Source organism: Burkholderia sp. BE12 (genome assembly GCF_002959955.1).
In the GTDB taxonomy this organism is placed as follows: domain Bacteria; phylum Pseudomonadota; class Gammaproteobacteria; order Burkholderiales; family Burkholderiaceae; genus Burkholderia.
On sequence record NZ_PREY01000006.1, the window covers coordinates 211,547 to 223,772 of the forward strand.

The following is a 12,226-nucleotide window of genomic DNA, read 5'->3' on the forward strand; positions in this document are numbered from 1 at the left end:
TGACTAATTGACTCGTACCACGGCAGCGGTGCGGCATGCGGCGGGGGCGCGCCATCAAATCAGAACAATCGGGGGCTGAACGGGAGCCCAACATGGACGAGAGTGTGTCAGCCACACGGATGTGTTCCGGCACCTGGCTTTCGAACGTACTGCACGCACTCACGCGTCCCCGCGCCAGGCAGGCGCTGGCGCTGATCGCGTGCTGCGCCGCACTGAGCGGCCAGGGCGCCGGCTTCGCGGCGGAACCCGGCGTGACCGACGACACGATCCGCCTGGGCATGGTCAACGCGCAATCGGGCAATTCCGCGGGCCTCGGACACGGGCTGCTGATCGGCGCGCAAGCCGTATTCGACGACGCCAATGCTCACGGCGGCGTGCGCGGCCGAAAAATCGACCTCGTCGTCGCCGACGATCGCTACGAACCCGACCGGACGGTGGACAACACGCTGGAAATGATCGAGCGGGGCAACGTCCTTGCGCTGTTCGGCTATGTCGGCACGCCGACGACCACCGCGGTGCTGCCGATGATCCGGGACGCCGGCATTCCGCTCGTCGGTACGTTCAGCGGCGCGATGGCGCTGCGCAGGCCGGTCATTCCGGAGGTCTTCAACATCCGGGCGAGCTATGACGACGAAACGCGCGCGCTGGTCGATTACTTGATCGCGCACGACCGCGCGAAGCGCTTCGCGGTGTTCTACCAGGACGACGGCTTCGGGCTCGCGGTGCTGGCGGGCACGCAGCTCGCGCTGCACCGCCATGGCCTCGACGTCGTCGCCACCGGCACGTTCCGGCGTGGCACGACGGCGGTCAATACGGGGCTCGCGGCCGTACTCGATGCGCGGCCGGACGTCGTCATCATGGTCGGCCCGTATACGCCGGTCGCCGCATTCATTCGTGCGGCGCACCGCGAAGGCCTCGCGGCCCGTCTCGCGGCGGTGTCGTTCGTCGGCACCGACGACCTGTTGCGCCTGATCGGCGACGAAGGGAACGGCATGCTGATTTCGCAGGTCGTGCCGCTGCCGCAAAGCGAGCGTCCCGTGGTCCGGGACTGCGCACGGCTGATCGCGCAGCGCTTTCCGGACGAGCACATCGGCGTGGTGCACATCGAGGGCTGCCTCGACGCGAAGGTCGCGTTGATCGGGCTGGACCGTGCGGGGCCGGCACCGACCCGGGCGACGCTGAAGCAGGCGCTCGAATCGATCCGGCACCTCGACCTTGGCGGCCTGGTGGCCAACCTGAGCACCGACGATCACCAGGCGCTGAACGACGTATTCCTCACCGAAATCGCGCACGGCCGCGTCACGCCGCTCGCCGTGCCGGCGCAATGAGCGGCCGGATGGCCGCCGGGCCATCCCGATCCTGGAGAGCTGCATGGACATCAAGGCGAAGCTCGTCACCAGCACCAGCCTGATGCTGCTGGGCGCGGTGGCGATTTCCGTGACCAGCCTGATCGCGGTGCACGGCATCGCGTCCGGCGTGCGCACGCTGACGACGGAATCGCTGCCGCTGCAGGTGCGCAGCAACGAACTCCAGCGCGCGTATGCGGAACTCGCGGTGGAGTTCGGCCGGCTCGAGCACGCCCAGGATGCGTCGGAGCGGCAGCAGTCGTCGTCGGAGATCGAAACGCAATTGCAGCGGATCTCCGGCATCACGGCCGCCGTGCGCGCGATCGACGGGCACGGCATCGACGAACCGTCCACCGACCTGCGGACGATGCTCGGGTCGATGAACGAAGGCGTCGACAAGCGCCTGCGCGGCGATGCGCAACTCGTCGCCGAACGCCGGCTGATCGAACGCGTGCAGACACGGGGCGCCACGTTGCTGACCGAGATCGGCAAGGAAACCGGGCGGCTGGACAACGACGCCGATGCGGCGGTGAGCGGCGCGCTCGCGGCCAACACCGCATACAACCGGACGATTCATGCGCTCGATCAGGTACGCATGAACGTCAAGGACGTCATCACCGCCGCCGGCCGCGTCGACGTCGCGCCGAACCGTTACCGGCTCGCGCCGCTGCGCGAACGCATGCAGGCGTCGATCGACGGCGCGCGCAATGCGCTCGCGATCGCGGCGCCGAACCTCGATGCCGCGACCGCGCAGGGCGTGACGAGCGCGCTCGGGCGCGTGTCGGCCGACATCCTCGACGGCCACGACGGCCTCGTCGCGCTGCGCGGCGCCATGTTCGCCGAGCCGTCCGTCGCACCGCGCTACCGTGCGAAAGAGGACTGGGTGCTGCAGTCGCTCGATGCGCTGGACGCGAAGCTCGCGGAGGTCGCGGATCCGTTCGCGTTGCAGATCGTCAAGGCGCGACAGCGCCTCGACGAGGCGATCGAATTCCGGCGGCGCGCCGCGCGGGTCGAGTCGCTGTCGTCGGTCGTGAGCGGCGGCATCAACGCATTGGCGTTCGACCTGCGCATGATCGCGCAAAGCGACAGCGCCGACCGTCTGAAGCGCGCCGACGACGAGCTGCGAAGGAGCATCGGCGCGCTGACCACGTCCGCCGGCGCGCTGCGCGATGCGCTCGTCGCGGACGGCCCGGGCAACGCGAAGCGCGCACAGGATGTCATCGGGCTGACCACGGCGCTGGCGGGTTCCGCGCGCCGCATCCTGGCGGTGAAGTCCGACATGCTGGCGAACGACATGGCCATGCAGGGCATCGTCGCTGACGTCGACACGACGGCCAATCGCCTCGCGGCCTACACGGAGCAGGAGGCCGTGCGTGTCGATCTTCAGCAGCGCGGCATCGTCTCGGACGTCTATCGGGCCGTGGCAACCGCGATCGTGATGATCGTGGGGGTATCGTTCCTGCTCGCGATCGGCGGGCTAGTGATCAGCCATCGGCTCGGTGCGTCGATCTCCGGGCCGCTGTCGAAACTGACGCGCACGATGGCCCGCATTCGCAGCGGCAGCGACCTGTCGTTGCGCATGGCGCACAAAGGCAGCGACGAAGTCGCGGCGCTGATCGCCGGCTTCAACATGATGCTCGACGAAATCGAGCGCCGCGACGTCGATCTGCAGGCGGCGATCGCCACGGCCGAAGCCGCGAATTCGGCGAAATCGGAGTTCCTCGCGCGGATGAGCCACGAGATCCGCACGCCGATGAACGGCGTGCTCGGCATGACCGAACTGCTGCAGCGCACGCGGCTGACGTCGAAGCAGCGCAAGTTCGTCGACACCGTGTATCGATCCGGCGAGACGCTGCTCGTCCTCATCGACGACATTCTGGATTTCTCGAAGATCGAGGCGGGCAAGCTGAGGCTGGAGCGCATCGATTTCAATCTGCATCAGTTGCTCGACGACGTCGTCGCGCTGCTGGAGCCCAACGCGCGACGCAAGGAGCTTGCGCTCGTGTACAAGCGCGGCGACACCGTTCCGGAATGGATGCGCGGCGACCCGGTGCGGTTGCGCCAGGTGCTCACGAACCTGCTGGGCAATGCCATCAAGTTCACCGAGCACGGACATGTTGAGCTCAGCGCCTCGTATTCGGACGACGGCCGCATCGTGTTCGCGATCGCCGACAGCGGCATCGGCATCGCCCCGCAGGTGGCCGCGCAGTTGTTCCGGCCGTTCCAGCAGGCCGACAACTCGATCGCGCGCAAATACGGCGGAACCGGGCTCGGTCTCGTGATTTCCCGCCAGCTGGCTGAGATGATGGGCGGCACGCTCACGCTCGAATCGACGCCCGGCAAGGGCTCGGTATTTACCGTGACGACCCGGTTCGAGCCGGCTTCCGGCGAGGTCGGCATCGCAGCGGATGCAAGACCGTCGCTCGCCGGCCTGAAGGTGCTGATCGTGGACGACAGCGAAACCGATCGCAGCGTGCTGCTCGAACATGCGATCGAATGGCAACTGTGCGTCGCCACGGCGATCGGCGGCGACGACGCGCTGTCGCAGTTGCGCGCGGCGGTCGCCGAAGGCGCTCCGTTCGATCTCGCGATCGTCGACGTGCGGATGCCGGGGATGGACGGTATCTCGCTCGTGCAGCATATCCGTCACGATCCGTCGCTGCGTGCGCTCAGGATCATCACGCTGACCGCGTTCGAGATGATGGACAGCATCCAGGTCGCGCACGAACTCGGCATCGCCGCCCGGCTGACGAAGCCGCTCCATGGCGCCGACCTCTATACGGCCATCGCGTCGGCGATGCACGTGATGCCGTCGCGGCTGACGCCGGCCGAGCCGGTATCCGACGACGTCGGCGCGGACCCGGGCCGACCGCTCGGCGCGATCTCGGCGCGTGTGCTGCTGGTGGAGGACAACGTCGTGAATCAGCAGATCGCGCTCGCGATGCTGGAGGACACCGCCTATCAGGTCGCCGTGGCCGACGACGGCGAGCAGGCACTGAAACTGCTGGCGGACGACGTATTCGACGTCGTTCTGATGGACTGCCAGATGCCGAAGCTCGACGGCTTCGAGGCGACGCGGCAGTTGCGCCGCCGCGAAGCCGAAGCCGGTGCGCCGCGTATGCCGGTCATCGCGTTGACGGCCAATGCGCTCAGCGGCGATCGCGAGCGCTGCCTGGCCGCGGGCATGGACGACTATCTCGGCAAGCCGTTCCGCCGCGATGCGCTGCTGCAGGTGCTCGCGCGCCATGTCGGCGGGGCGGCATGCGCGGCGGCATCCGGAAGCGATGCGGCACCGACGGGCGCCGGCGTCGAAACGAATCCGGAAGCGGGCGGCGAAGCCGCCGCCGATCCGGACGACGACGCAAGCGTGATCGACCGCAAGGCGCTCGATGCATTGCGCGCGCTTCAGCGGCCGGGCCGTCCGGATATCCTGACGCGGATCATCGACCAGTTCACGGCGGATGCGCCGCGGCTGATCCGCGACATGCATGCGGCGGTCGAAGCGGGCGATCCCGACGCGCTGAAGCTGGCCGCCCATACGCTGAAATCGAGCAGCGCGAACGTCGGTGCGCACCTGCTGTCGGCGCGTTGCCGCGAAATCGAGCGGCTGGCGCGCGCCGCCGACGTGCGCGCGGCGGCGGAACTGGTCGCCGGTACGGACGCGGAATTCGGGCACGCACACGCGGCGCTGATCGCGGAGCGCGTCGAAGGTTGAATGGACGCCGGCCGATCGCCACGGCGATCGCGCGTCGGCAAAACAGGAGGACGGTCGTGAACCAGGAACATGCCGATGTGCCGGCGATTCTGATCATCGATGACGACGCAATGACGCGGATGCTGGTCGTGGAGACGCTCGAACCCGAAGGCTTTCGCGTCGAGGAAGCGACGGGGCCGCAGGAGGGCATCGACGCGTTCCTGCGTCATCGTCCGGTCGTCGTGCTGCTCGACGTCGAAATGCCCGGCGGCGACGGCTTCGACTGTTGCCGGGCGTTGCGTGCGTTGCCCGAGGGCCGCCGCGTGCCGATCGTCATGCTCACGGGCAACGACGACGACGCGTCGATCGCCAGCGCGTTCGATGCGGGCGCAACCGACTTCGTGTCCAAGCCGATGCGATGGAAACTGCTCGGCTACCGGATCCGCTATCTGCTGCGCGCGGCCGCGGCGGTCGAAAAGCTCGCGACGACGGAGGTCAGCCTCACGCATGCGCAGGCGCTTGCGCACCTCGGCAACTGGGAATACCAGGCCGGGCGGACGGACGGCTACTGGTCGCCGGAGCTGTACCGGATTCTCGGGCTCGACGCCGCACACACGCCGCCCACGTTCGAACGACTCGTGCAGGCGGTTCCGCCCGACGAGCAGCCGATGCTCGTGCAGTCCTACACGAGCCTGCGCACCGAAGGCGTCGCGTTCTCGCTCGAGCATCGGCTGATCCATGCGGACGGCACCGAGCGCTGCGTGCTGCACCAGGCGGAGTCCGGCCGCGACCCGAACCACGCGATCATCCTGCGCGGCATCGTGCAGGACATCACCGAACGCAAGATGCAGCAGGGGCGCATCGAATACCTGGCCAATCACGACGCGCTGACCGGCCTGCCGAATCGCAACCTGCTCGGCGACCGGATGGAACAGGCGATGTCGCAGGCGCGGCGCACCGGGCAGCTGATCGCGGTGATGGTGCTCGACCTGGACCGCTTCAAGCACGTCAATGACAGCTTCGGCCACTCGGTCGGCGACGGATTGCTGCGGGTCGTCGCCGCGCGCCTGAAAAGCTCCGTGCGCGACGGCGACACGGTCGCGCGGCTCGGCGGCGACGAATTCGTCGTGATGCTGGTCAACCTGCCGACACCGGCGGACGCGGACGTCATCGCCCGCAAGATCCTGGATACCTTCATTGCGCCGTTCGTGCTCGACGGGCACGACCTGCACGTGACGACCAGCGTCGGCGTCAGCCTCTTCCCGACGGACGGGACCGACGCGGAGACGCTGCTGAAGACGGCCGATGCCGCGCTGTACTGCGCGAAGGAACACGGGCGCAACTGCTACAGCTTCTATACGCGCGAACTGGGCGCCCGCGTCGAAGAGCAGACCATCCTCGAAAACGCGCTGCATCAGGCGGTCGCGAACAGCGAACTGGAGCTGTACTACCAGCCGAAGGTCGATCTCAAGACCGGCCAGATCAGCGGCGTCGAAGCGCTGATTCGCTGGCGACGTCCGGGAATCGGCGTGATTCCGCCCGACCGGTTCATCCCGATCGCCGAAGAAAGCGGGCTGATTCTGCCGATCGGGGAATGGGTGTTGCGTACCGCGTGCGCACAGGCCGTTGCGTGGCGCCGGGAAGGGCATCCGCCGATTCGGATTGCCGTCAATCTGTCCGCACGCCAGTTCCGGCAGCAGGACGTGGCCGAGATGGTGCGCACGGCGCTCGCGGAAACCGGTCTCGAGCCGCACTCGCTCGAACTGGAGCTGACCGAAAGCGTGCTGATGCAGGACTGCAACGCGATCGCACAGACGTTGCGCGAGCTGAAGACGCTCGGCGTCGTGCTGTCGCTGGACGACTTCGGCACCGGCTATTCGAGTCTTTCCTACCTGAAGGACCTGCCGATCGACGTCGTCAAGATCGACCGTTCGTTCCTCAGCGACGTCACCACCAGCGCGGAAGGCGCGTCGTTGACGCGCTCGATCATCGCGATGGCGGAGTCGCTGCACATGGAGACGGTGGCCGAAGGAGTGGAAACGGAAGCACAGCTGTCGTTCCTGAACCGGCATCGCTGTCATGCGATGCAGGGCTATTACTTCAGCCATCCGGTCACCGGCGACGCGATCGCCGACATGTTGTCCGCCGGCTCGGAACTCCCCGAGCACTGCCGGCAGCGCGAACTGCTGCACCGTACGCTGCTGCTGGTGGACGACGACCGTGCGGTGCTGCAGATGCTCAGGCAGGCGCTCGGCCGCGACGGCTACGAGATTCTCGACACCACCGATCCCGACGAAGCGGTCGACCTGCTCGCCCAGCATCGCGTCGGCGTGATCGTATCGGACTTCCGGATGCCGAGCGTATCGGGAGTCGACCTGCTGCAGCGTGTCAAGGCGCTGTACCCGGACATCGTGCGCATCCTGCTGTCCAGCTACGGCGATGGGGCGTCGATCGTCGATGCGTCCGGCAACGGATCCGTTCAGAAGCTGCTGATCAAGCCATGGGACGTCGCGCTACTGCGCAAGCACATTGCCGAGTCGTTCCAGCGGTTCGAGCACACGTCGCTGAGTGGGGCAGACCTTGGCGTGGCCCGCCTCGGCACGCGCGCGTCTCCGCTGCGGTTTCTCGACGCGCCGGAACCGCGCGATCGCGGTTGAGCGGCGGCCGGGATGCGCCGCGCGCGAGTTTCGACGCGTGGCGCGATTTCGCCGGGAGCCGATTTTCAGGTGGTTTGACGAGCCAATTCTTCTGTCGCGGAATAGGCAGCTGGATAAAGCGATGCATCTGTCCGGATAGTTTCTTGTCGTGATGCCGCAATCGATGCGCAAAACTCGTGCGGCACGTCGTGCCCGAATTGATTGCACAAAGATGCCGTGCGAGCGCTGAATGAATTTCGGCTGGCGGGAAAATGTCGAGGTCTAAATCGTCAATCGATCACCATCACGGCGCACGGAAAACGAACCGCGGCACTCGCTCGGTACGATAGGGAGCATGCGGCAGCGGCGGCAGCGCCCGGGTTGCTCGACGTGACGCCGGAGGCCCACCCGGCATTCGATAACCGGGCGGTCAGGGGGATCGCCCGGCAATCGAAAATTGAATAAATGCATGAATTGTGCACGGTCCGGAACATCATTCCGCGCGAAGCAGTAAGGTTGTTAATTTGGATGACGATCACGTAGTTGGGGCGGCATTAATTTCCGGAGTGCCGAGATCCGGATTTGATTTTTTTCACAGGCATTTTCATAAATACATTTCGACGCTAAATTATTTGAAAACACCGAAAAAATTGTCTATACCCTAGACGAAATGGCTTGATCCGCATCGTGCCGATGCGGCTACGCAACAAGCGAGCGCCGGCGGTGGCAGATTCCATTGCAGACGGCCGCGCGTTGCAGCGATCGAACGGATTCGAGGGGATGCGAATGCCCGATGCCAGGGCTGCCGCATGAGTCGTGAATGGGCGAACGCCGTGCGCGCCATCGAAGCAACGCCGCGTCTTTACATTCAACGGTCGATCACCGACCCCGTCACACGGAGGTTGTCATGCTGCACTACGTCAAATCCCTGCTGCGCGATGAACGCGGCGTCAGCTCGCTCGAATACGCGGTTCTCGCCGGCATCGTCGTCGTCGCGCTGGCGGCGGTCGGGGTGATCCTGAGCAGCAATACTGGCGGCCTGCCGGCCATATTCACGTCGCTGATCAACAAGGTCACCGCGCTGATCTGATCCCCCTGAACCCGCGCGCCGCCGACGAACATAAGGATCCGCCGCGGTACGACGTATCCAGCCGGGGCGCGCCGATGGACGGCTCTCCGATGCTCTATCTCGTACAGTCGGCGGCGACGCTCGTGCTGATGTCGCTCGTGCTGCAGGACATGCGCACGCGGCGCCTGTCGAACCGCACGGTGCTCGCGTTCGCCATGCTGTATTTCGTCGCGGCCGCGCTCGCGCGCGAAGGGCTCGCGCAGCTCGCCGGTCACGTGGCGACCGCCGTGGCGATGCTGCTGCTGTTCGGCGGACTGCGTCACGCCGGCTGGATCGGCGGCGGCGACGTGAAGCTGGCGGCGGCCGTGTTCCTGTGGGCCGGCCCGGCGTTCGCGTTGCCGGTGTTGACGATCGTCGGTGCGAGCGGCGCCGCATGCGGCCTTGCCGTGCTCGCGGCCGTTGCGTGGCAGCGTCGTCGCATCGCGCCGGCGCGCGCGATCGAGATGCGCGGCGTGCCGTACGGCGTCGCGCTCGCGCTCGGCGGCGCACTGGCCGTCTGGACGCCGTTCCCCCACACGGTTTCTCTCACCTAGCGGGAACGCACGCCGCCATGCCCAAACCTCTGAGAATGGCCGTGCTGATCATCGCTGCCGCCGTCGGTGCGTTCATCCTGCGCCAGCTGTATGTCTCCACGTCGACGCCGTCGGCGCCCGGCACGTCGAGCGACGTCAACGTGCGCGTCGCGGCGGCCGACCTGCCCGAAGGGCTGCTGCTGCGCGACAACGATCTCGCGTGGAAGCGCATGTCGCGTGCGCAGGTGCCGGCCGGTGCATTCGTCGAGTCCCAGCCGGGCGTGGACCTCAAGGGCGCGCTGCTGCGCAACCGGGTCGACGCCGGTGCGCCGATTCGCGCGGACAACGTGATTTCGGCCGGCGCGCCGGACTTTCTCGCGGCTGCGCTGCAACCGGGCATGCGCGCGATCTCGGTACCGGTCGACGACGTGTCGGGCAACGCAGGGCTGATCCAGCCGGGCGATTTCGTCGACGTCGTGCTCACGCAGCAGATCGGCGGGTCCGCGACGACACCCGGCACCTTCGAAGCGGAGACGGTGGTGCGCCGCGCGCGCGTGCTCGCGGTCGGCTCGGAATTCCAGCGCGCGAAGATGGCTGCGAGCGCGCCCGACGCGCCGGTGCGCGCGCGGACGGTCACGCTCGAGGTCGCGCCGCGCACTGCACAGGTCGTGCTGGTCGCGACGCGCCTCGGTTCGCTGTCGCTCGCGCTGCGCAGCTTCGCAACGAGCGACCGCCGCGAGGCCGCGGGCGGCGACGAACAGGAGCCCGATACGCCGCCGGTATGGGCCGGCGACGTATCGCGCGCGTTCCGCGACGCGACGCGCTCGCCGTCCGCGCGGACCGACGCCGGCACGCGGCCGGCCCCGCAGGGCAACACGGTCGTGATCTATCGCGGTTCGTCGGTGGACGACGGCTCGCGCGGCAGTGGCGGCGGCGGTGTCGGCACGCCCGGTATCCCGCCGCTGCCGTCCGGCTGGCCGGGCATGCCGCCTGCGCCCGCGGCCGGCAATGCCGCCGCCGACGCGACGGCGCAAGTGCCGAGGGCGGCGGCCGCGCAGTGACGCGATGACGAGATGTCGATTCGGAACCGGCCGCCCGGCGGCCGGCATTTGACGGGAACACGCATGGTGCGCATGGTTCGTTGGATCGCTTTCTGGTGCCTGGCCTGCGTCGTCGCGCCGGGCGCCGCGCTCGCGCAGCGCGCGCAGGCGGCGGATGCCGGCGCGGCGTTGTCGATCGCGACCGGCAAGGGCGAGATGCTGTCGCTGCCGGAACCGGCGACCGCGATGTTCGTCGCGGACCCGAGCATCGCGGACATTCAGGTGCCGTCGCCGCGCACCGTATTCGTGTTCGGCAAGAAGGCCGGCACGACCACGCTGATCGCGCTCGGCGCGAATCATCGGCCGATCCTGCGCAGGACCGTGATCGTGCAGGTCGACACCGCATCGCTGCAGACGGTGCTCGACAGCCGGTTTCCGCAGTTGAAGCTGTCGGTGTCCGGCGCGCCGGGCTCGCTGATGGTGTCGGGCAAGGTGCCGAGCGCGGCCGACGCGGACGCGGTGATGCAATCGCTCGCGCCTTATGTGAGCGACAAGGAAAAGATCGTCAACCGGCTCACGCTGTCGCGCCCGATTCAGGTAAACCTGCGCGTGCGCGTGACGGAAGTGAGCCGCAACATCACGCAGCAGCTCGGCATCAACTGGAGTTCGCTCGGCGCGGCAGGCAACTTCATCGGCGGGCTGTTCAACGGGCGCACGCTGTTCGATCCGACGAACAAGCTGTTCAACCTGGCGCCGAGCGGCGCATATTCGGTGCTGGGCGGCTTCCATACGGGGCGCTGGTCGATCGACGTCGTGCTCGACGCGCTCGATCAGGAAGGGCTGATCACGATGCTCGCGGAGCCGAATCTCACCGCGATGTCCGGCCAGACCGCGAGCTTCCTCGCGGGCGGCGAGATCCCGATTCCGGTCGCGCAGGCCGGCACCACGACCGGCGCGATCACGGTCGAGTTCAAGCCGTTCGGCGTGTCGCTCGACTTCACGCCGACCGTGCTCGCCGACAACCGGATCAGCCTGAAGGTGCGCCCCGAAGTGAGCGAGGTCGATCCGAGCAACAGCGTGACGACCGGCGGCGTCACGGTGCCGGGGCTCTCCGTGCGGCGCGTGGAGACGACGGTCGAGCTGTCGAGCGGGCAGAGCTTCGCGATCGGCGGGCTGCTGCAGAGCCAGACGGCCAACACCGTGTCGCAGATCCCGGGGCTCGGCCGGCTGCCGATCATCGGCCGGCTGTTTTCGTCGAAGAACTTCCAGGACAACAAGACCGAGGTCGTCGTGATCGTGACGCCGTACATCGTGCAGCCGACCGGGCCCGGCCAGCTCGAGCAGGCGCTCGACACCGTCGCGCGGCCGAGCAGCGATCTCGAGTTCGCGATTCAGCGCAATCTCGGGCTCGACATGCTGTCGGGCGACACGCCGCGTCTCGTCGGCGCCGCGGGCTTCGTGTACTGACCGGAGGCGCGCGCATGCTAATTCGAACCCTGTTCACCGCATCGTTGCCGCTGGCGCTCGCGGCCTGCCTGTCGACGCCGCCGCCGATCAACCTGCCCGACGCACGCGCGATCGGCTTCGACGGCGTGCGTGCGGTGCCGCCCGACTGCGCGAAGCTGATGCAGCCGTCGCATCTCGTCGATGCAGGGTTCGGGCGGCCCGGCGTGCCGTTCGGCTGCGCGACGTACACGAATCTCGCGACGATGCTCGCACGGCCGGAGGACCTCGTCGCGCCCGTGCCGTACGGCGGCGCCGATGCGCAAGTCGCGGCCGACGCGGTGCGCCGCTACGTCGAGGATCGCGTGAAGCAGCCCGCGCCGGGCAAGACATTGACGACGACCGGCTCGCCCGGTCATTGACCCA

The 12,226-nt window shown here is 67.7% G+C and carries 8 protein-coding genes; all 8 read left to right on the forward strand.

Translation table 11 applies throughout. The features are described from left to right. Positions 1–92: 92 nt before the first annotated feature. The 8 genes from C4B30_RS08985 (at position 93) to C4B30_RS09020 (ending at position 12,222) form a co-directional block, all read left to right on the forward strand. The gene (locus C4B30_RS08985) at positions 93–1,328 is read left to right on the forward strand and encodes an ABC transporter substrate-binding protein (RefSeq protein ID WP_105132388.1); all 1,236 of its coding nucleotides are present in this window, start codon (positions 93–95) and stop codon (positions 1,326–1,328) included. Between the two features lie 43 nt (positions 1,329–1,371). Continuing rightward, positions 1,372–5,061, forward strand: coding sequence for a response regulator (locus C4B30_RS08990; RefSeq protein ID WP_105132389.1), 3,690 nt, complete (start codon positions 1,372–1,374; stop codon positions 5,059–5,061). Between the two features lie 56 nt (positions 5,062–5,117). Then, positions 5,118–7,697: an EAL domain-containing protein gene (locus C4B30_RS08995; RefSeq protein WP_027784109.1), complete on the forward strand. Its 2,580-nt coding sequence runs from the start codon at positions 5,118–5,120 to the stop codon at positions 7,695–7,697. Between the two features lie 886 nt (positions 7,698–8,583). Next, positions 8,584–8,766 (forward strand): Flp family type IVb pilin, encoded by a 183-nt coding sequence (locus C4B30_RS09000; RefSeq protein ID WP_027784110.1) that lies wholly within the window; start codon positions 8,584–8,586, stop codon positions 8,764–8,766. Positions 8,767–8,855: 89 nt separating this feature from the next. After that, complete coding sequence (locus C4B30_RS09005; protein WP_105132431.1) at positions 8,856–9,338, forward strand: A24 family peptidase; 483 nt, start codon at positions 8,856–8,858, stop codon at positions 9,336–9,338. 17 nt (positions 9,339–9,355) lie between these two features. Next, positions 9,356–10,378 carry a Flp pilus assembly protein CpaB gene (cpaB, locus tag C4B30_RS09010; RefSeq protein WP_105132390.1) on the forward strand — a complete coding sequence of 341 codons (1,023 nt, stop codon included), beginning with the start codon at positions 9,356–9,358 and terminating at the stop codon, positions 10,376–10,378. A 63-nt stretch (positions 10,379–10,441) separates the two neighbouring features. Continuing rightward, on the forward strand, positions 10,442–11,824 hold the full coding sequence (locus C4B30_RS09015; RefSeq protein WP_027784113.1) for a type II and III secretion system protein family protein: 1,383 nt from the start codon (positions 10,442–10,444) through the stop codon (positions 11,822–11,824). Positions 11,825–11,838: 14 nt separating this feature from the next. Continuing rightward, the gene (locus C4B30_RS09020; protein WP_089499949.1) at positions 11,839–12,222 is read left to right on the forward strand and encodes a CpaD family pilus assembly lipoprotein; all 384 of its coding nucleotides are present in this window, start codon (positions 11,839–11,841) and stop codon (positions 12,220–12,222) included. The last annotated feature ends 4 nt before the right edge of the window (positions 12,223–12,226 follow it).

Coding starts and splice junctions, on each gene's coding strand:
- C4B30_RS08985 (WP_105132388.1), top strand. CDS start 93: ATGGACGAGAGTGTGTCAGCCACACGGATGTGTTCCGGCACCTGGCTT.
- C4B30_RS08990 (WP_105132389.1), top strand. CDS start 1,372: ATGGACATCAAGGCGAAGCTCGTCACCAGCACCAGCCTGATGCTGCTG.
- C4B30_RS09000 (WP_027784110.1), top strand. CDS start 8,584: ATGCTGCACTACGTCAAATCCCTGCTGCGCGATGAACGCGGCGTCAGC.
- C4B30_RS09005 (WP_105132431.1), top strand. CDS start 8,856: ATGCTCTATCTCGTACAGTCGGCGGCGACGCTCGTGCTGATGTCGCTC.
- cpaB (WP_105132390.1), top strand. CDS start 9,356: ATGCCCAAACCTCTGAGAATGGCCGTGCTGATCATCGCTGCCGCCGTC.
- C4B30_RS09015 (WP_027784113.1), top strand. CDS start 10,442: ATGGTGCGCATGGTTCGTTGGATCGCTTTCTGGTGCCTGGCCTGCGTC.
- C4B30_RS09020 (WP_089499949.1), top strand. CDS start 11,839: ATGCTAATTCGAACCCTGTTCACCGCATCGTTGCCGCTGGCGCTCGCG.